This window comes from Pseudomonas sp. W15Feb9B (assembly GCF_000828175.1).
GTDB classification, from domain to species: Bacteria; Pseudomonadota; Gammaproteobacteria; order Pseudomonadales; family Pseudomonadaceae; genus Aquipseudomonas; species Aquipseudomonas parakoreensis.
In genome coordinates this window covers 101,615-120,786 of record NZ_JTKF01000016.1, presented here as the reverse complement: position 1 = coordinate 120,786, position 19,172 = coordinate 101,615, and the positions used below count along the sequence as shown (strand labels likewise).

At 62.5% G+C, this 19,172-nt stretch carries 16 protein-coding genes; all 16 read right to left on the bottom strand.

Translation table 11 applies throughout. From position 1 onward, the window contains the following. Positions 1 to 134: 134 nt before the first annotated feature. Positions 135 to 1,004 (bottom strand): urea ABC transporter ATP-binding protein UrtD, encoded by an 870-nt coding sequence (gene urtD, locus OC71_RS10225; protein WP_041068205.1) that lies wholly within the window; start codon positions 1,002 to 1,004, stop codon positions 135 to 137. After that, entirely contained in the window at positions 1,001 to 2,080 is a 1,080-nt protein-coding gene (gene urtC, locus OC71_RS10220; protein WP_041068203.1) for an urea ABC transporter permease subunit UrtC, read from the bottom strand. Before urtC ends, urtD begins: the two co-directional genes overlap by 4 nt. Beyond that, positions 2,080 to 3,582 carry an urea ABC transporter permease subunit UrtB gene (gene urtB / locus OC71_RS10215; protein ID WP_041068201.1) on the bottom strand — a complete coding sequence of 501 codons (1,503 nt, stop codon included), beginning with the start codon at positions 3,580 to 3,582 and terminating at the stop codon, positions 2,080 to 2,082. Before urtB ends, urtC begins: the two co-directional genes overlap by 1 nt. A 218-nt stretch (positions 3,583 to 3,800) precedes the next feature. Then, a complete protein-coding gene (gene urtA / locus OC71_RS10210) occupies positions 3,801 to 5,066 on the bottom strand; it encodes an urea ABC transporter substrate-binding protein (protein ID WP_027613564.1) in 1,266 nt (421 codons plus the stop codon). 315 nt (positions 5,067 to 5,381) lie between these two features. After that, positions 5,382 to 6,392 carry an iron ABC transporter permease gene (locus OC71_RS10205; RefSeq protein ID WP_041068196.1) on the bottom strand — a complete coding sequence of 337 codons (1,011 nt, stop codon included), beginning with the start codon at positions 6,390 to 6,392 and terminating at the stop codon, positions 5,382 to 5,384. Beyond that, positions 6,389 to 7,336 (bottom strand): ABC transporter substrate-binding protein, encoded by a 948-nt coding sequence (locus OC71_RS10200; RefSeq protein WP_041068194.1) that lies wholly within the window; start codon positions 7,334 to 7,336, stop codon positions 6,389 to 6,391. The genes OC71_RS10205 and OC71_RS10200 overlap by 4 nt, the downstream gene beginning before the upstream one ends. Continuing rightward, a complete protein-coding gene (locus OC71_RS10195; RefSeq protein WP_041068192.1) occupies positions 7,333 to 8,121 on the bottom strand; it encodes an ABC transporter ATP-binding protein in 789 nt (262 codons plus the stop codon). Before OC71_RS10195 ends, OC71_RS10200 begins: the two co-directional genes overlap by 4 nt. Positions 8,122 to 8,235: 114 nt before the next feature. Continuing rightward, a complete protein-coding gene (locus OC71_RS10190; RefSeq protein WP_041068190.1) occupies positions 8,236 to 10,359 on the bottom strand; it encodes a TonB-dependent siderophore receptor in 2,124 nt (707 codons plus the stop codon). Positions 10,360 to 10,509: 150 nt separating this feature from the next. Then, positions 10,510 to 11,889 carry a PepSY domain-containing protein gene (locus OC71_RS10185; RefSeq protein ID WP_041068188.1) on the bottom strand — a complete coding sequence of 460 codons (1,380 nt, stop codon included), beginning with the start codon at positions 11,887 to 11,889 and terminating at the stop codon, positions 10,510 to 10,512. Between the two features lie 153 nt (positions 11,890 to 12,042). Then, positions 12,043 to 14,163: a TonB-dependent copper receptor gene (locus OC71_RS10180; protein WP_041068186.1), complete on the bottom strand. Its 2,121-nt coding sequence runs from the start codon at positions 14,161 to 14,163 to the stop codon at positions 12,043 to 12,045. 85 nt (positions 14,164 to 14,248) lie between these two features. Continuing rightward, a complete protein-coding gene (locus OC71_RS10175; RefSeq protein ID WP_041068184.1) occupies positions 14,249 to 14,689 on the bottom strand; it encodes a DUF2946 domain-containing protein in 441 nt (146 codons plus the stop codon). A gap of 21 nt (positions 14,690 to 14,710) precedes the next feature. Then, complete coding sequence (locus tag OC71_RS10170; RefSeq protein WP_041068182.1) at positions 14,711 to 15,187, bottom strand: copper chaperone PCu(A)C; 477 nt, start codon at positions 15,185 to 15,187, stop codon at positions 14,711 to 14,713. Positions 15,188 to 15,235: 48 nt separating this feature from the next. Further along, positions 15,236 to 15,634: a DUF2946 domain-containing protein gene (locus OC71_RS10165; RefSeq protein WP_041068180.1), complete on the bottom strand. Its 399-nt coding sequence runs from the start codon at positions 15,632 to 15,634 to the stop codon at positions 15,236 to 15,238. Positions 15,635 to 15,983: 349 nt separating this feature from the next. Beyond that, positions 15,984 to 16,712: a cobalt-precorrin-6A reductase gene (locus OC71_RS10160; RefSeq protein ID WP_041068178.1), complete on the bottom strand. Its 729-nt coding sequence runs from the start codon at positions 16,710 to 16,712 to the stop codon at positions 15,984 to 15,986. Then, on the bottom strand, positions 16,709 to 17,806 hold the full coding sequence (locus OC71_RS10155) for a cobalt-precorrin-5B (C(1))-methyltransferase (protein WP_041068176.1): 1,098 nt from the start codon (positions 17,804 to 17,806) through the stop codon (positions 16,709 to 16,711). Before OC71_RS10155 ends, OC71_RS10160 begins: the two co-directional genes overlap by 4 nt. Next, on the bottom strand, positions 17,799 to 19,010 hold the full coding sequence (locus OC71_RS10150; RefSeq protein ID WP_041068174.1) for a bifunctional cobalt-precorrin-7 (C(5))-methyltransferase/cobalt-precorrin-6B (C(15))-methyltransferase: 1,212 nt from the start codon (positions 19,008 to 19,010) through the stop codon (positions 17,799 to 17,801). The genes OC71_RS10155 and OC71_RS10150 overlap by 8 nt, the downstream gene beginning before the upstream one ends. Positions 19,011 to 19,172 lie beyond the last annotated feature (162 nt).

The window sequence follows — 19,172 nt, the reverse complement described above, 5'->3', positions numbered from 1 at the left end:
TCGACTTGCAGCATTCTCAAAATCTCCTCAAATCCCTGTGTAGGAGCTGCCGAAGGCTGCGATCTTTTGATCTTGTTTTTTAGATCAAGATCAAAAGATCGCAGCCTTCGGCAGCTCCTACAGGGGATGGATCATCAGCGACCGAGATAGACCTCGATCACCCGCTCGTTTTCCTGCACCTGTTCCAGCGACCCTTCCGCCAGCACGCTGCCCTGATGCAGCACCGTCACATGGTCGGCAATCGAGCCGACGAAGCCCATGTCATGCTCCACCACCATCAGCGAATGCTTGCCGGCCAGCGACTTGAACAGCTCGGCGGTGAATTCGGTTTCGGCATCGGTCATGCCCGCCACCGGTTCGTCGAGCAGCAGCAGTTGCGGGGCCTGCATCAGCAACATGCCGATCTCCAGAAACTGCTTCTGCCCGTGTGACAGCATGCCTGCCGGGCGATTGACCGAGGTAGTCAAGCGGATGGTCTCCAGCACTTCGCTGATGAGCTCGCGCTGCTCGCCACTCAAGCGTGCGCGCAAACTGGCCCAGACCGACTTGTCGGTTTTCTGCGCCAGTTCCAGGTTCTCGAACACGCTCAGCGCTTCGAACACTGTGGGTTTCTGGAACTTGCGCCCGATCCCGGCCTGGGCAATCTGCACTTCGCTCATCTGCGTCAGGTCGAGGGTTTCGCCGAACCAGGCTTTGCCGTGACTGGGGCGGGTCTTGCCGGTGATCACGTCCATCAGCGTGGTCTTGCCCGCGCCGTTGGGGCCGATGATGCAGCGTAGTTCGCCGACGCCGATGTACAGGTTCAGATTGTTCAGCGCGCGAAAGCCGTCGAAGCTGACGCTGATGTCTTCCAGGGTCAGGATCGTGCCGTGGCGGGTGTCGAGGCCCGGGCCGACGCGTTGGCCGAGGCCGATCGAGTCGCGGCTGGTGCCTTCGTCCTTGTTCGGTTCTACTGGGAAAAACGCCGGTTCGAGCATGAATTCAGCACTCGCTGTGACTCTCATTGTTCACCTCGTTTCTTCAGCAGGCCGATCACACCTTTGGGCAAATACAACGTCACGACGATGAACAGCGCGCCGAGGAAGAACAGCCAGTATTCGGGGAACGCCACGGTGAACCAGCTCTTCATGCCGTTGACCACACCGGCGCCGAGCAGCGGCCCGATCAATGTTCCGCGTCCGCCAAGGGCGACCCACACCGCCGCTTCGATCGAATTGGTCGGCGACATTTCGCTGGGGTTGATGATCCCCACCTGCGGCACGTACAACGCCCCGGCCAGACCGCACAGCACCGCGCTCAAGACCCAGACAAACAGCTTGAAACCGCGCGGGTCGTAGCCGCAGAACATCAGGCGGTTTTCCGCATCACGCAGCGCCGTCAGCACCCGACCGAACTTGCTCTGCGCCAGACGCCAGCCGATGAACAGACTCGCCACCAGCAACAACACGGTCGCCAGAAACAGCACCGCGCGGGTACCCGGTTCAGTGATGCCGAAGCCGAGAATCGTGCGGAAGTTGGTGAAGCCGTTGTTACCGCCGAAGCCGGTCTCGTTGCGGAAAAACAGGAGCATTCCGGCGAAGGTCAGGGCCTGGGTCATGATCGAGAAATACACGCCCTTGATCCGCGAGCGGAAGGCAAAGAAACCGAACACCAGCGCCAGCAGACCTGGCGCCAGCACCACCAGACACATCGACCAGATAAAACTGCTGGTGCCGCTCCAGTACCACGGCAATTCGGTCCACGACAGAAAGGTCATGAACGCCGGCAAGCCGTCACCGGCGGCCTGGCGCATCAGGTACATGCCCATCGCATAACCGCCGAGGGCGAAGAACAGCCCGTGGCCCAGCGACAGCAGCCCGGCGTAACCCCAGACCAGATCCAGCGCCAGAGCAACGATGGCGTAGCAGAGGATTTTGCCGACCAGCGTCAGGGTGTAGGCCGAGACGTGCAGCGCGCTGTCCGCCGGCAACAGCGAGAGCAACGGCAGGGCGATCAACAGCGCGAGGATCACCGCGCCGATGGCGAGGGTGAGTTTCGGGCCGGCCTTTTGCGTGGCCGTGACAAGTAGAGGCTGGTTCATCAGTCGATCACCCGTCCTTTCAGTGCGAAGAGGCCTTGCGGACGTTTCTGGATGAACAGAATGATCAGCGCGAGGATCAGGATCTTGCCGAGCACCGCACCGATCTGCGGTTCGAGAATCTTGTTGGCGATGCCCAGGCCGAACGCCGCCAGTACGCTGCCGGCGAGTTGGCCGACGCCACCGAGCACCACCACCAGGAACGAGTCGATGATGTAGCTCTGGCCGAGGTCCGGGCCGACGTTGCCGATCTGGCTCAGCGCCACGCCACCGAGGCCGGCGATGCCCGAGCCGAGGCCAAAGGCGAGCATGTCGACGCGCCCGGTGGGCACGCCGCAGCAGGCGGCCATGTTGCGGTTCTGCGTGACCGCTCGCACGTTGAGACCGAGGCGGGTCTTGTTCAGCAGCAGCCAGGTCAGCACCACCACGAACAAGGCGAAGGCGATGATCACGATGCGGTTGTACGGCAGCACCAGATTCGGCAGCACCTGAATCCCGCCGGACAGCCACGTCGGGTTCGCCACTTCAACGTTCTGCGCACCGAACAGCAGGCGCACCAACTGGATCAGCATCAGGCTGATGCCCCAAGTGGCGAGCAGGGTTTCCAGCGGTCGGCCGTAGAGATGACGAATCACCGTGCGCTCTAGCGCCATGCCGATTGCTGCGGTGACGAAGAACGCTACAGGCAACGCAATCAGTGGATAGAACTCGATCGCCTGTGGCGCGTAGCGCTGGAACAGCAACTGCACCACGTAGGTCGAGTAGGCGCCGAGCATCAGCATCTCGCCGTGGGCCATGTTGATCACCCCGAGCAGGCCGAAGGTGATCGCCAGACCGAGGGCCGCGAGCAGCAGAATCGAGCCGAGCGACATGCCGCTGAACGCTTGACCGAGTACTTCGCCGATCAGCAGTTTGCGCTTGACCTGCGCGAGGCTGGTTTCGGCGGCGGTACGTACACCGGCATCGCTTTCGACGCCGGGTTCGAGCAGTCCTTCCAAGCGGGTGCGGGCCAGCGGATCGCCGGTTTCGCCGAGCAGGCGCACGGCGGCCAGACGCACCGCCGGGTCGCTGTCCACCAGTTGCAGGTTGGCCAGCGCCAGGCTCAGGGCGGCGTGGACGCTTTCATCTTTTTCGCCAGCCAGTTGCTGGTCGAGGAATTTCAGCTGCGCGGGTTTCGCGCTTTTCTGCAATTGCTGCGCGGCAGTCAGACGGGTTTTGGCGTCGGCGGCGAGCAATTGGTGGCTGGCCAGAGCGGTGTCGATCAGACCCCGCAGGCGGTTATTCAGGCGCAGGGTTTTGGGCTGGCCGTCGATGATCAATTCGCCTTGTTGCAGGGCGTTGATCAGCTCGACACGCGCCGGCTCGGGCTGCGCGGCCCAGGCTTCCAGCAGTTTGGCCTGTTGCACCGGGTTGGCGGCGACGAAGTCTTCGGCGTCGTTGGCAAAGGCAGTCATCGGCAACAGCAGTGCCAGGGCCAGAAATAAGCGGTATATGGCAGTGGGCATTAGTGGTGTCCTGTTCAACCGCCCCTCACCCTAACCCTCTCCCGGAGGGAGAGGGGACTGACCGAGGTGTCAGGACGATGTGTTGCGACCTGCGAATTCGAGCCGAGCTCACACTTTGAAAAGCACGAAGATCGGCTCCCTTTCCCCCTCTACCCCTAGGGGGAGAGGGCTGGGGTGAGGGGGTAGATCTCAAGCCCGCCTCAAAGATTGAATCCGCCTCAGTTGCTCTTCACCGCATAATCCGGTTTCTTGTCGTTGCCATCGATAAACGGACTCCACGGCTGCGCACGGATCGGGCCTTCGGTCTGCCACACGACGTTGAACTGACCGTCGTTCTGGATCTCGCCGATCATCACTGGCTTGTGCAGGTGGTGATTGGTCTTGTCCATGGTCAGGGTGTAACCGGACGGCGCGGCGAAGGTCTGGCCAGCCAGTGCTTCGCGGACTTTGTCGACGTCGGTGGACTTGGCTTTCTCCGCCGCCTGCGCCCACATGTGGATGCCGACGTAAGTGGCTTCCATCGGGTCGTTGGTCACCGCTTTGTCGGCGCCCGGCAGGTTGTGTTTCTTGGCATAAGCCTTCCAGTCAGCGACGAACTTTTTGTTCACCGGGTTCTCCACGGACTCGAAGTAGTTCCACGCCGCGAGGTTGCCCACCAGCGGTTTGGTGTCGATGCCGCGCAGTTCTTCTTCACCCACGGAGAACGCCACCACCGGTACGTCGGTCGCCTTCAGCCCCTGGTTGGCCAGCTCTTTATAGAACGGCACGTTGGAGTCGCCGTTGACCGTGGAAATCACAGCGGTCTTGCCGCCGGCGGAGAATTTCTTGATGTTGGCGACGATGGTTTGATAGTCGCTGTGACCGAACGGGGTGTAGACCTCTTCGATGTCCTTGTCGGCCACGCCTTTGGAGTGCAGGAACGAGCGCAGGATCTTGTTGGTGGTGCGCGGGTAGACGTAGTCGGTGCCGAGCAGGAAGAAGCGCTTGGCGCTGCCACCTTCTTCGCTCATCAGGTATTCAACGGCCGGGATGGCTTGCTGGTTCGGCGCGGCGCCGGTGTAAAACACGTTCGGCGACATCTCTTCACCTTCGTATTGCACCGGGTAGAACAGCAGGCCGTTGAGTTCTTCGAACACCGGCAGCACCGATTTGCGCGACACCGAGGTCCAGCAGCCGAACACCACCGCGACCTTGTCCTGCGTCAGCAACTGCCGGCCTTTCTCGGCGAACAGCGGCCAGTTCGACGCCGGGTCGACCACCACCGGTTCGAGCATCTTGCCGTTCACCCCGCCCTTGGCATTGATCTCGTCGATGGTCATCAGCGCCATGTCCTTGAGCGACGTTTCGGAAATCGCCATGGTCCCGGACAACGAATGCAGAATCCCCACCTTGATGGTCTCGGCGGCCTGGACAGTCCAGGTCATGCCCATCGCGGCAATGGATGCCGTGAGTGTGAAAGCCTTGATCAAACTGCGACGCTTCATTGTGCGATCTCCATGAACGTTAAAGTTTTTTATGGTTGGCAGATGCGGACGACTGAAGGGTGTTTTGCAAGGGCTGTGCCCGGTCGGGATCGGGCAGGAAAATGTCGGTTTAGAGCGGTTGCGCGTGGGCGGTGCGCACCATGAAGGGACGCGGAGAGAGCGTTGGTGCAGGCGGCCGCGCCAGATTGGGGCGCCCACAATTCCTGTAGGAGCTGCCGAAGGCTGCGATCTTTTGACTTTGTTTTTTTAAAATCAAAAGCAAGATCAGAAGATCGCAGCCTGCGGCAGCTCCTACAGTTTTTGATCGGGCTTGTGTCAGCGGCGGCGCATCAGGCCGATGAAGAACAGGCCGCCGATGGCCGCGGTGGCAACGCCGATGGGCAGGTCTTCCGGCGCGATCAGGGTTCGCGCGGCCACATCGACCCACACCAGAAACAGGCTGCCGAGCAGTACGCAGGCCGGCAGCAGACGGCGATGTTCGGCACCCACCAGACGCCGGGCAATGTGCGGCACCATCAGTCCGACAAAGCCGATCGAGCCACTGATCGACACCAGCACTCCGGTCATCAACGAGGCGATCACAAACACCCGCAAACGCACCGCCCGGGCATTCAGGCCGAGGGTCACGGCGGTCTGCTCGCCAGCCATCAGTGCGTTCAACGGGCGGGCCATGCCCAGCAGCAGACCGAGGCCGAGCAGCACGCTCAGCGCGGGTATCGCCAGCAGCTCCCAACGCGCCAGGCCAAGGCCGCCGAGCATCCAGAACATCACCGCCGAGCTGGCGCGATGGTCGCCCATGAACAACAGCAGGTTGGCGATCGCCATCATCACGAACGACACCGCCACGCCGCACAGCAGCAAGCGGTCGCTGTCGAGTCGACCCTGCCGATTGGCGATGCCCAATACCAGAAACATGCTCAGCAATGCACCCATGAAGGCGGCAATCGGCAAGGTCAACAGGCCAACGATTTCACCAATGTGCAGCACCACGATCACTGCGCCGAGGGTCGCACCGGAGGTGACGCCGAGCAGGTGCGGATCGGCCAGTGGATTACGCGTCACTGCTTGCAGCACCGCGCCGATCAACGCCAGCCCGGCACCGACCAACGCCCCGAGCAACATGCGCGGCACGCGGATCAGCCAGACGATGTGTTCCTGCCCGGCGCTCCAGCTCACCTCGCCGAAACCGAAGGTCTTGTGCAGCAGAATCCGCCACACCACCTCCACCGGCACCCGCGCCGGACCAAAACCGAGCGAGACCACGCACGACACCAGCAACAGGGCGCCGAGGGCGGTGAGCAATAGGGCGTAGCGCCGGTCGATCATTCGCCGTGGAATCCTTTGGCCAGGGTTTCCACCGCCAGCACGTTATCGATCCCCGGTGTGGCCTGCACGTAAGGGATGACGATGAAACGCTGGTTCTTGATCGCGTCCACCGATTGCAGCGCCGGGTTCTTCAGCAGAAATTCGATCTTCTGCTCTGCAGTGATTTCGCTGTAGTCGACGATCACGATCACCTGCGGATTGCGTTCGACCACGGTCTCCCAGTTGACCCGGGTCCAGCTCGCGTCGACGTCATCGAGAATGTTGCGCCCACCCGCCGCGTCGATCAGCGCCTGCGGCATGCCGAGTCGGCCGGAGGTCATGGCGCGGTCTTCGCCACTGTCGTAGAGGAACACACGCGGCTTGTCGGCGGGCAGGTCTTTACGGATCTCGGCGACCTGATTCTGCATGTCGGCGATCAGTGCGTTGGCGCGATCCTGTACGTCGAAAATCTTCCCGAGGTTGCGCAGGTCGTTGTAGGTGTCATCCAGCGTCGCCGCCGGGCGCTTCATCACGAAGGCGCAGGACTCGGTCAGCTCATACACGTTGATGCCCAGCGGTTGCAGGGTCTGCGGGGTGAGATCACCGCCGACGCGCATGCCGTAATCCCAGCCGGCGAAAAAGAAATCGACGTTGGCGTTGAGCAGGGTTTCCACCGACGGATATTTCGCGGCCAGCTCCGGCAAGCCGTCGAGCAGCGACTGCATCTGGGGCGTCACCGACTTCCAGCCACTGACGCCGCTGTAACCGGCCATGCGCGGTTTGAGGCCGAGGGCGAGCATCATCTGAGTCATGTTGATGTCGTGGCTGACCGCGTGCTTCGGCGCCTCGTTGAAGGTCACTTCGCGGTTGCAGCTATGGACGGTCAGCGGGTATTTGGTGGCTTCGGCCAAGGCTTGGGCACTGCACAACAGAAGAGCGACGCAAAGCAGGGAACGCACAGTCATGGTCGGGTTATCCAGGTGATTCGCGGGTAGCCGTGGAGGGGGTGGGAGTCGATCAACGCCTCGACGCCGAATACGTCGCGCAGCAGCTCGGTGGTCAGTACTTCTGGCGGCGTGCCGCTGGCGACGATCCGGCCGTGGTTGATCACGTACAGTCGGTCACAGAACGCGGCGGCCAGGTTCAGGTCGTGGATGCTGGCGAGGGTGCCGATCTGCAGACGTTTGACCAGTTGCAGCAGTTCGAGCTGATAACGCGGGTCGAGGTGGTTGGTCGGCTCGTCGAGGATCAACAGTTGCGGTTGCTGGGTCAGGGCGCGGGCAAGGATCACCCGCTGCTTCTCACCGCCGGACAGCGTGGCGAACGCATGGTCTTCGAAGCCGTCGAGGCCGACGGATTTGAGCGCTTGCGTCGCCAGATTGCGATCGTCCAGCGTGTCGCCATCGAACAGGCCTTTGTACGGCGTGCGACCCATGGCAACCACTTCTTCGACGGTCAGGCCAAAGGCATCGGGGAATTCCTGCAGAACCACGGCGATGCGTTTCGCGCACCAGCGCGAGGATTGCTTCCACACGTTGTGGTGATCGAGTCTGACCTCGCCACTTTCCGGCTGACTGAAGCGATAGGCGCAGCGCAGCAGGCTGGTCTTGCCGCTGCCGTTGGGGCCGATCAGCCCGACAAACTCACCGGCGGCCACCTGCAACGAGGCATCACGCAGCTGGAACTGGTGATGGCAGTGGCCGTGGCCCAGAGGTGTCCAGGCAAGGTTGGCGAGGGTCAGTGAGGTCATGCTTTTACTCTGAAATATCGGGTGTTGCTGATGACGCCTTCGCGAGCAAGCCCGCTCCCACAGTGGATCGCATTTCAATGTGGGAGCGAGCTTGCTCGCGAAGGGGCCGGTGAATCAAAAGGTGTAATCCGCCGTGACGAAAAACGATCTCGGCTCGCCGAGAATCCACTGCTGGCCCGCATTGTATTGGCTTTGTGCGTACTGGCGGTCAAACAGATTGTTCAGCTGCAGGCCCAGCGTGGTGTTGCGCAAGGCTTGCCACGACAGCGTCGCATCGACCACGGTGTAACTCGGCAGCTCATTGCGGTTGGCCATGTCGGCGTAACGTGCATCGACATAACGCACGCCGGCCCCGGCCTTCAGATCATCGCTGAGGTTTTTGTTCAGCCACAGATTGGCGGTGCGCCGTGGTACATCCACCGGACGATTGCCGTTGTACGACAGCGTCTGTCCGTTGACCACTTCGGAGAAGTCATCGTACTTGGCCTTGACGATGGCGGCGTTGGCCTGCAGTTGCCAGGCGTGCGGCAGTTGCAGGTCGAGGCTGGCTTCAAGACCGTTGGACGATTGCTGACCGACTTGCTGCTTGAGCGTCGGGTTACCCGGATCGTCGGTCAGCAGCTTCTTTTTGACGATGCGATAGGCCGCCAGGGTGAACTCGCCGCGTTGATCCCAGAACAACTGCTTCATGCCGACCTCGGTCTGGCGTGCCGTGGACAGGTCGTATTGCTGCTGACTCGGGCTCAGGGATATCAGGCCACCAATGCCGTCGGTGCTGGTCGCGACCTGAGCGTAAAACGAAGTCTCGGGCGTCAGGGCAAACACCAGTCCAGCCTTCCAGTTATTGCCGGTCAGGGTCTTGTCGCTCTGGCTGTCGTCGACCAGGTTGTTGCGATCCACCTGTACATAGTCACGGCGCACGCCGGTCACCAGCGACCAGCGCTCGCTGAGTTGTGTGCGGTTTTCGCCGAACACTGACATCTGTTTGGTGGTGCTGTCGAACTGGTCGCGGTACGGGTTGGCGCTTTCGAAATAGCCCGGTTGCGGGTGATACAGATCCAAGGGCTGACCGTTGGGCAACACATCGTTGAACGGCGAGTTGCTGTTGAGCTGGAAACGGATGCGGTTGTAATCGACGCCAGTCACGGTCTGGCTGTCGAGGCCGAACAGCGAGTGTTTGAAGGTGAAGGTCTGGCGGTCACCGACCTGTTCCTGTTGGTGGCCGATGCCGAAGTAGCCGCTGCGGCTGAGCTGTTGCGTGGCGGTGTCGAAGTTGTAGTTCTCGGCGTTCTGCCAGCGGCGCCGGGCCTTGAGGTAATACAGCTCGTTGCTGGCACTGACGGCATCGTTGATCTGCCAATCCGTGGTCAGGCGCGTCCACTGATCGTTGTAGTGCTGCTGGTCGTCGCGCACGTTGTAGTTCTTGTTGCGCAGGCTGTCTTTTAATTGGCCGTTGATCAACGGCGTGCCGAAGTCGTTCTGCGGGCGCTGATCGCCGTAATCGTGGGCGAGGGTGAAGGCCAGATCATCGCTTGCCTGCCAGCGCAGCGCAGCGCTGATGAAATCGCTTGATGAATCACCGCGATCAATCCAGCCGTTGCTGCGCAGGCGATTGAGATTGAGCCGATAGCTCAGGGTGTCGCTCAGCGAACCGCCGCTGTCGAATGCCTGCTGCTGACGGTCGTAGGAGCCGTAGCCGAGGCGCAAGTGGTTTTCGATGTCGCCCTCGAACGGTTTCTTCGCAATCACGTTGACCACCGCCCCGGTCGCGCCCTCGCCGTACAGCACCGAGGCCGGGCCGCGTAGCACGTCGACGCGCTGCACCGACCAGGTGTCGACCGGAAAGGTCACGGTGCCCATGCCGGTGTACATGCGGTTGCCGTCATACAACTGCATCACTGAACTCTGCCCGGTAAAACCGCGCGCCTGCAACGAAGTGCCGCCATCGCCCGGAGTGCCGGTGCGGCTGATGCCGGTGCTGCGCGACACGGCGTCCTGCACGCTGCGATCGCCACGGGCGCGCACCTGCTCGCCGCTGAGGCTTTCGACGCTGGCCGGGGTCTCCATGGCCGTCAGGTGCAGGCGCGAACCGGCGGAGGTCGGCGTGGTCAGGCTGACATTTTCTTCGTCAAGCGCAGGCGCGGTGATGGTGCCGGTGGGCAGCGTCAGCGGTTGGCCATCGGCGTTGGCGTTGTTCAGGGCGAACAGGCAGAGGCTGGACAAGAGGTACTTGTTCATCGGGGCGGTGAATCACTTCTTCAAAAGAAAGCCCGCAACTTTTGATCGCGGGCAGAGCGGCATATTTGCGTTATACAGTAACACTAAAATCTGCCGGAGTTTAAACCCCGGCAGTTTAAAGATCTGTCTGAAACGCGCATCTCGCCTGCTTCACGATGAAGTTGAGGCAGATTCAGCTTGGCGGCCCAGACGCGACAACAGCAGGCGATCCAGCAGCCAGACCAGCACCAGCGAAGCGCCCACTAGCGGAAAGATCACGGCCAGCACCAGTATGATCGCCACCCCGGTTTTCCATTTCGGCAGGTCATGGCGCAGCGGCGGCACGCCGAACTTGCCTTGCGGACGACGCTTCCACCAGATCACCACGCCGCTGACGGCGCTGAGCAGAATCATCAGGCAGATCAGCAGCACGACGATCTGGTTGAAGGTGCCGAACATCTTGCCCTCATGCAGCATCACACCGATTTCCGTGGCCCGTGCCACCGCGCCGTACTGCTCGAAACGCACATCGGCGAGGACCTTGCCGGTGTACTGATCGACATGCAGGGTCGCATCGTTACGCGGGTCGTCGGCGAACACGGCAATGGTGAACACGCCGGTCGCGGTGGTCGGCAGGGTGATGCTGTAGCCGGGTTCGACCTTGCGCTCAATGGCGATGCTCTGCACGTCTTGCAGGCTGATCGCGGGTGCGGCGGGGCCGTGTTGCATGCCGCCGTGGGCCATGTGCTCGGCATGGTCACCGGACATCGGCATCGGCGTGTTTTCCATCGCCCATGGCACGGTCTGGCGCGCGGCGTTGTTGAGGCTGCCGGCCTCGATGTCGGAGGTCGGCACATTGTTCCACATCGCGGCCGGGAACACGTTCCAAACCTGGGCGTATTGCTTGCCCCAGAAGCCGGTCCAGGTCATGCCGCTGAGCAGCATCACCAGCAACAGTGCGGCGCCCCAGAATCCGGTAACCGCGTGCAGATCACGCCACAACACCCGACCGCGACTGTTCAGCCGTGGCCACAGAATCCCGGCGGCCTGCCCGCGCGGCCACCACAGGAACACTCCGGACACCACCAACACCACACCCCAACCGGCGGCGAGTTCGATCAAGCGGTCACCGAGCGTGCCGATCATCAATTCGCCGTGAATGGCGCGGGCGACGGCTTGCAGATTTTTCTTCGCATCCTGCTCGCCGAGGATGTCGCCGTGGTACGGATCGATGAACACATTGAGTTCATGACCCTCATTCTTCACGACAAACTGAGCGCTGCGTTCGGCGTTGGCCGGCGGCAGGTATTGGCTGATCTGACCCTGTGGATAAGCGCTCTTGACCCGTTGCAGCAGGTCATCGGCCGGCACCGTGTGATGCCCGGCCGGGACGTTGAGCAGGCTGCTGTACATCAGTGAATCGAGTTGCGGTTTGAACAGGTAGACGATGCCGGTCAGGGCCAGCATCACCATGAATGGCGCGACGAATAATCCGGCATAGAAATGCCAGCGCCAGGCCAGGTTGTAGAAATTCGGTTTGGGCTTTTGCATCACGTTTGCTCCGCTTGGCTTGGATCTTTTAGTTGTTCTGCAACCCTTGTGGGAGCGAGCTTGCTCGCGAAGGCGTCGTATCAGGCTGCATCTATGCTGAACGTGCCGTCCCCTTCGCGAGCAAGCTCGCTCCCACAGGGTGGGATTTGACTGTCAGAAACTCATATCGACCTTGGTCCAGAGCGTGCGCCCCGGCTCGTTGATCGCTTGCGGGTCGTTGGCCGGGTAGCCGAAACCGGCGTTGCCCGCCAGGTTCAGGTGCTCGGCGTAAGCCTTGCCGAACAGGTTGTCGACGCCGGTGCTGACCTTCCAGTTCTTGTTGATCCGGTAGGCGCCGTTGAGCGAGAACACGCCAAAGCCGCCGCTCTTGTCGTAGTCCTTGCCGACCACGTTGCCTTTGTTCTGGTCGATGCGGTTTTGCGCCGCGACCACGCGCCACAGCGCCCCGGCGCTCCAGTTGTCTTCGCTGTAGGTCAGGCCGAAGCGGGCATCCAGTGGCGGCATTTGCGGCAGGGCCTTGCCATCGCTGCTGTTCTTGCCCCAGGCGTACGCCAGGGTCGCGTCGGCTTTCCAGTTATCGGTGAGTTTGTAGGCGGCGCCGAGTTCGCCACCCATGATCCGTGCGTCGATGTTTTCCGCGCGCGAAGTACTCATGCCCATCATCGTTGGCGTGTAGTCGAACAGGATGTAGTCGCGCACCACACCGACGTAGCCCGAGGCCCAGGCTTCGAGTTCGGCGGTCTTGTAGTTCACGCCAAAGTCGAACTGGGTGGTCTTCTCCGGCTTGATCGAGTCGAACGCATTCAGTGAACCGGCCGGGCCGGACTTCGGTGAAAACAGCTCCCAGTAATCCGGAAAGCGCTGCGCGTGACCGAGGCCGGCGTACAGCGTGGCCGGTGTGTCGGTCAGGTCATGCTCGTAGCGCACGAAACCGCTGGGCAGGGTGTCGGCGCGGGTCTCGTCGGCGGTCGGGTTGGGGCGGCTCATCATCCCCGAGCCGATACTCTGCCGGTAATCCTTGGCCGAGGCACGGTCGACCCGGGCGCCGGTAATCAGCCGATCGCGGTCGGCGGCGTACCAGGTCATTTCGCTGAACACGCCGTAGTTATGGAAATCGGCGTCCTTGGTGTAGGGCTGATCCTTGTAGGTGTCGATGCCCATGCCGCTGCGCTGGCGGTGTTCGTTGGTCTGCGCATCGAGGCCGGTGATCAACTGGATGTCGGCCCAGCGCCAGGTCGCCTTGATCCGCGCGCCGAGGGTCCGACGGTCGACGTTGGAGGCCATGGGCCCGGCCATCATCCCGGTGCCGGACGGTGTGCGCAGGGTGTAGTTGTCCATCACGTGGTCGGCGTAGTTGTAGTAGACCTGTGCTTCGAGTTTCTCCAGTACGTCAGTGATGTTGGATTTTTCGAAGCGCAGGCCGAGGCTTTCGCGCAGGAACTGCGAACCGTCCATGCCGCGTCCGGCGTAGCGCGCTTCGCCATCGCCCTTGCCGGCGGTGAGTTCGATCAGGGTGTCTGCGTCCGGGGTCCAGCCGACGGCGATGTCACCGTTCCACTTGTCGTAGCGCGACGGCACGCTGTCGTTGTTGCCATCGCGGTAGTCGTCGGAGTGCGCGGTGTTGCCGATCACCCGCACGTAGCCCAATGGTCCGCCGGCAGCGGCGTCGACGACCTTGTCGAAGCGTCCGTTGGAGCCGGCCAGCACGCTGGCATTCACCCGCGTGCCGAGTTCGCCGAAGCTTTCCGGCTCACGGTCGAAGAGGATCGTGCCGGCCGATGCGCCCGGGCCCCAGAGTACGGTTTGCGGGCCTTTGATCACCGTGAGTTTGTCGTAGGTTTCCGGTGAGATGTAGGAGGTCGGCGCGTCCATCCGCCCCGGGCAGGCGCCGAGCAGCATGCTGCCGTTGGTGAGAATGTTCAGCCGCGAACCGAACATGCCGCGCAGCACCGGGTCGCCATTAGTGCCGCCGTTGCGCACCAGGGCGAAGCCGGGAATGGTCTTCAGGTAATCGCCGCCGTCGCTGGCCGGCACCGGTTGGCGCGGGTCCTTGGGGTTGGTGACGATGGTCAGCGGCGAGCTCGGGGCGATGGCCGTGATCACCGTCGGGCTCAGTTCTTCGTTGTGCCCGGCGTGGTCATCGGCCAGCACCAGCGGCGACAGCAGGACGCCGCAAAGGACGGCGGTAGCGTGCGAGAAACGAATGCGCGATTCGCTCAGTGCGAAGGAAGCCCGGGCAGAACCCGAGCGCGGAACAGCAGAAAACCTGGACATGACAATTTCCATCAAACAGTCGTAAACGACACGGCCGGCAGCCTGAAGCTGTCTTCTCAACCGTGTGCAATCAAAGGTGCGGTGTTTACGCTGTGACGGGCGGGGCGCGGGTGCGGGCGCCAGGGAAGAAGGTCTGCCGGGCATGGCCCAGACGCGGGGAGGATGGGACGAAGGTGTTGACGTGGGCGATGCTGAATGTGACGAACGTGCCGCCACCGGTCAGCGCCGGGCAATTGAACAGCAGGCTGCAATAACCACACTTTTCCCACAGGGCGTGGTGCGATGATTGCGGCGGACAGTGTTCGGCAGCCGGTTGTGCGCCGTGCGCGGCGTGATCCATACCCGGCATGGCCATGTCCATGCTCATCGGCATGGAACTCGAGGCGTGCTGATCCATCGGCATCGACTGAGAAATCAGCGGGCCGATGAAGATCATCAACATGGCGAACAGGGCGATCCAGCTACCGCGGGTCAGAGCCTGACTCTGGCGATGCTTGCTGGACGCCCCGGCGCGTTGCGGGCGCACGGGCGTGGTCAGCCGGATCGGTTACTGGGCGTGATCGTGTGCCTTGGTTTCCGGTGGTTTCTTCTGCACCGCGACTTCGACGGTCACGTTGCCGGCCTTTTCGAAATGCAGGGTCAGCGGGAAGCGTTTGCCGTCGCTGAGCAGGTTGCGGTCTTTCGGGTTGAGCAGCATCACGTGATAGGCCATCGGCGCGAACGTCACTTTGCCGCCGGCCGGGATCACCACGTTGGGCACTTGCTGCATTTTCATCAGATCGCCCTGCATCACGTGCTCGTGCAACTGAGCCTCGTCAGTGATCGGCGAGTCGACGCTGAGCAGGCGGTCGTCGGTCTTGCCGGGGTTACTGACCACAAAATAAGCGGCGACGGTTGGCGCGTTGGGCGGCAACTCCTGCGACCACGGGTGCGCGATTTCCAGCTCGCCGGCCTTGTATTCGTGGGCATGGGCGAAGCACGCCGGCAGCAACAGCGCAGCGATGACGAAGAGTTTGTTCAACATGGCAGTTCTCCAGAACGATTTGATACGCAGGTCAATTGCGAGAACAAATCAAACCAGAGGCGAGGCGCGCGGATTAAGGCTCGGCCATTGCTGGCGCGGTGTCGGTGTTTGCAACGAGGGCGGCGCCACGCTGCGATTGCTTTCGTAACGGGCAAAATACAGCTGCGGCGCATGCCCCGGCAACGCCACCAGCGGCGCTGAACCCGAGCAGCACCAGCAATGCTGCATGTTGGAATGGCTGTCATTGGACGGGGCTTTCTGCTGCGGGGTGCCGATGTTGATCGCCACCATCTTCGTCCCGCTGCCAGTGCAGAAACTGCTCCACAGCAATTGTTCGGCCGGTGAATTGGCCGCCTGCGCCAGCGCCCCGGTCATCGGCATGGCGAGCATGTTGAACAGCACTGCAAAGCAGGCGATCCAGGCAAATGCTAGCCGGTGTCGGTTCATGGGACAGATCCGTTGGGTGGGCGATCAGGCGCGGGCTATTTAGCCTGATCAGGGCCGATAAGTAAAAAGGCGTCGTGCGGTTTGGTGTCGCAGATCAATGGAAATGAGTGTAGCGGTGGAAATGTGCAACGCCAGACTCATCCGCCGATCCTGTAGGAGCTGACGAGTGGAACGAGGCTGCGAACTTTTGATCTGCTTTTTAACGTTCAGGATACGAGCTGTCAGGTCGCACGCCTTCGCGAGCAAGCCCGCTCCCACAGGATCCCTGGCATACGCAAACTATGCGGTCGCCACCGACCACTGTGGGAGCGGGCTTGCCCGCGAAGGCGTATTCGGGATCTGCAACTGGCTAAAGCCGGGTGAAGGCGGCAAGGGCAGCGAAGACTTCAGCCGTCGTCACAAACTCCCGATCAACCCCCGGCAACACCGGCCGCTTCAACACCATCACCGGTACTCGCAACTCCCGCGCCACTTCCAGTTTCGGCTCGGTCGCGGTGCTGCCGCTGTTCTTGCTGATCAGGACATCGATCTGCCGGCGTTCGAACAGTGCGCGTTCGTCCTCAAGCAGAAATGGCCCACGGGCGCCGATCACTTCGCAGCGTTCGTTGCCGGGGTAGACGTCGAGGGCGCGCAGGGTCCAGAACTGGCTGGCAGGGATTTCATCGAGGTGTTGCAGCGGTTCGCGGCCGAGGGTAAACAGCGGGCGGCGGAACGGTTTGAGGGCTGCGGTCAGTTCGGCCCAGTCGCTGACTTCGCGCCAGTCATCGCCCGGTTGCGGCTGCCATGCAGGGCGGCGCAAGGCCCAGCAAGGGATGCCGCTCAGTTGCGCGGCGCGGGCGGCGTTGTGGCTGATTTGCGCGGCGTAGGGGTGGGTCGCGTCGAGCAGCAGGTCGATGCCTTCGTCGCGAATGAACTGCGCCAGACCTTCGGCCCCGCCGTAGCCGCCGACGCGTACCTGGCAGGTCAGGTCGGTCGGCACCCGGCCCACGCCGGCCAGGCTGTAAATGTGTTCTGGCCCCAGCGTGCGAGCGATGGCCAGGGCTTCGGTGACGCCGCCCAGCAACAGAATGCGCTTCATGCAAAACCTCCGGCGTGGCCGACAATGCCGCCCTGGCGATCAATCGCAAACACTTCGACCTGAACCTGCGCCGGCACTACGCTGCGGGCGAAATTCAGCGCGTGGCGGCAGACCTCATCGCCGAGGGCAATGCCTGCCGCACTGGCCATCGCCAGGGCCTGCTGACTGGTGTTTGCTTCACGAATACTCTGTTGCAACGCCTGATCGGCGCCAATCACCGCCGCCCATTCGGCCAGTTGCGGCAGGTCGATGCTGGAATGGCGAGAGTGCAGATCCATGTGCCCGGCCGCCAGTTTGCTGATCTTGCCGAAGCCGCCGCACAGGCTGAGTTTATCCACAGGCACTTTGCGCAGATGCTTGAGCACCGCGCCGACAAAGTCGCCCATTTCGATCAAGGCGATTTCGGGCAAGTCGTAGACCCGGCGCATGGTGTCTTCGCTGGCGTTGCCGGTGCACGCAGCGATGTGCAGGTAACCATTGGTTTTGGCGACGTCGATGCCCTGATGGATCGAGGCGATGTACGCCGCACAGGAAAACGGCCGAACGATACCGCTGGTGCCGAGAATCGACAGACCGCCGAGAATGCCCAGCCGTGGATTCATGGTTTTCAGCGCCAGCGCTTCGCCGCCCTCGACATTGACCGTGACCTCGAAGCCGCCGCCATAACCGCGTTCGGCGGCGAGCAGGCTCAAGTGATCGCTGATCATCTTGCGCGGCACCGGGTTGATTGCCGGCTCACCGACGCCGAGCACCAGCCCCGGCCGGGTCACGGTGCCGACACCTGTGCCCGCGATGAAGCGAATCCCCGGCACGGCCAGCAGCCGCACGTGTGAATAGAGCAGCGCACCGTGGGTCACGTCGGGGTCGTCGCCGGCGTCCTTGATCGTTCCGGCCTCGGCGCCGTCGGCGGTCAAGCGGCAAAACTCCAGGCGCATCTGCACCTGCTTGCCCTTGGGCAGGACGATCTGCACCGCGTCCGCCGAGGTACCGTCGAGCAGCAGGCGCGCGGCGGCAAGGCTGGTGGCGGTGGCGCAGCTGCCAGTGGTCAGGCCGCTACGCAGCGGCGCGGGTTGTTCGGCGGTTTCGTCACGCATCGAGGGGTTTGACCAGATCGAGCAAGGTGATCGGCAGCGCCTGACGCCAAGTGTCGAACTCGCCCAGCGGTTGCGCCTGGGCCACGTGAATTCGGGTCAGTTCGCCGCCGTGGAGTTCGCGCCAGTGCATCAGAGTGACTTCGCTTTGCAGGGTCACGGCGTTGGCCACCAGTCGGCCACCGGGCTTGAGTTGTTCCCAGCAGGTTTCAAACACGCCTTCACGGGTCACGCCGCCCCCTATGAAGATCGCGTCGGGTCGCTCCAGCCCGGCGAGCGCCTGTGGTGCGCGGCCCCGCACCAATTGCAGACCGGGTACGCCCAACGCGTCGCGGTTGTGTTCGATCAAGGCCTGTCGGCCTTCGTCCGCCTCGATGGCGATGGCACGGCAACTGGGGTGCGCGCGCATCCATTCGATGCCGATCGAGCCGCAACCGCCGCCGACATCCCACAGCAGTTCGCCGGGGATCGGCGCAAGGCGGGCGAGGGTGATGGCGCGGACATCGCGTTTGGTCAGTTGCCCGTCGTGCTGGAATGCCGAGTCGGGCAGTCCGGCCAGACGCGACAGGCGCGGTGCCTGCGCATCGGCCAGGCATTCGATGGCGATCACATTCAGATCGGCAATCGCCGGGTCGTTCCAGTCATTGGCAGTGCTGTCGATGCGCCGCTCGGCGTCGCCGCCCAGGTGCTCCAGAACACTCAGGCGACTGCCGCCAAATCCGCGCTCGCGCAGCAGCGCCGCGACCGCCGCCGGACTTTGCCGGTCATTGCTCAGCAGCAACAGGCGCACGCCGCTGAACAGCTGCGCATTGAGTGCCGCCAAAGGTCGCGCGACCAGCGACAGTGTCACTACATCCTGCAACGGCCAGCCGAGTCGGGCGGCGGCCAGCGAACAGGAAGAGGGCGTCGGCAGGATCAGCATCTCGGCACTCGGCACCTGCCGCGCAAGGCTGGCGCCGACGCCATAGAACATCGGATCACCGCTGGCCAACACGCACACCGCTTCGCCGCGCTGCTCCAGTACCGGCGCGAGGGAAAACGGGCTTGGCCACAACGCGCGTTCACCGCGTATACATACCGGCAGCAAGTCCAGTTGCCGCTGGCCGCCGATGATCCGCGAGGCGCCCATCAGGGCGCGCCGGGCATTTTTGCCCAGGCCCTTGAAGCCGTCTTCACCGATTCCCACAACCGTCAGCCAGGGTGTCATGCCGTTCCTTAAATCCAGGGTAGATCTTCAAGGGCGGCATGATAACGCGGCGGCCGGCATCTGACGCGGGTCTGTCGTCGCGGTGGGCTGAAAGCCGCGCGGAAATGTGTTGTTGAGCAATATTGGATTTTTCAACTGCTGTTTTTGTTAGTTTGCTTCAGT

Excerpts from the sequence above, each read along its gene's own strand:
- urtD (WP_041068205.1), bottom strand. The coding sequence starts at position 1,004 with ATGAGAGTCACAGCGAGTGCTGAATTCATGCTCGAACCGGCGTTTTTC.
- urtC (WP_041068203.1), bottom strand. The coding sequence starts at position 2,080 with ATGAACCAGCCTCTACTTGTCACGGCCACGCAAAAGGCCGGCCCGAAA.
- urtB (WP_041068201.1), bottom strand. The coding sequence starts at position 3,582 with ATGCCCACTGCCATATACCGCTTATTTCTGGCCCTGGCACTGCTGTTG.
- urtA (WP_027613564.1), bottom strand. The coding sequence starts at position 5,066 with ATGAAGCGTCGCAGTTTGATCAAGGCTTTCACACTCACGGCATCCATT.
- OC71_RS10205 (WP_041068196.1), bottom strand. The coding sequence starts at position 6,392 with ATGATCGACCGGCGCTACGCCCTATTGCTCACCGCCCTCGGCGCCCTG.
- OC71_RS10200 (WP_041068194.1), bottom strand. The coding sequence starts at position 7,336 with ATGACTGTGCGTTCCCTGCTTTGCGTCGCTCTTCTGTTGTGCAGTGCC.
- OC71_RS10195 (WP_041068192.1), bottom strand. The coding sequence starts at position 8,121 with ATGACCTCACTGACCCTCGCCAACCTTGCCTGGACACCTCTGGGCCAC.
- OC71_RS10190 (WP_041068190.1), bottom strand. The coding sequence starts at position 10,359 with ATGAACAAGTACCTCTTGTCCAGCCTCTGCCTGTTCGCCCTGAACAAC.
- OC71_RS10185 (WP_041068188.1), bottom strand. The coding sequence starts at position 11,889 with ATGCAAAAGCCCAAACCGAATTTCTACAACCTGGCCTGGCGCTGGCAT.
- OC71_RS10180 (WP_041068186.1), bottom strand. The coding sequence starts at position 14,163 with ATGTCCAGGTTTTCTGCTGTTCCGCGCTCGGGTTCTGCCCGGGCTTCC.
- OC71_RS10170 (WP_041068182.1), bottom strand. The coding sequence starts at position 15,187 with ATGTTGAACAAACTCTTCGTCATCGCTGCGCTGTTGCTGCCGGCGTGC.
- OC71_RS10165 (WP_041068180.1), bottom strand. The coding sequence starts at position 15,634 with ATGAACCGACACCGGCTAGCATTTGCCTGGATCGCCTGCTTTGCAGTG.
- OC71_RS10160 (WP_041068178.1), bottom strand. The coding sequence starts at position 16,712 with ATGAAGCGCATTCTGTTGCTGGGCGGCGTCACCGAAGCCCTGGCCATC.
- OC71_RS10155 (WP_041068176.1), bottom strand. The coding sequence starts at position 17,806 with ATGCGTGACGAAACCGCCGAACAACCCGCGCCGCTGCGTAGCGGCCTG.
- OC71_RS10150 (WP_041068174.1), bottom strand. The coding sequence starts at position 19,010 with ATGACACCCTGGCTGACGGTTGTGGGAATCGGTGAAGACGGCTTCAAG.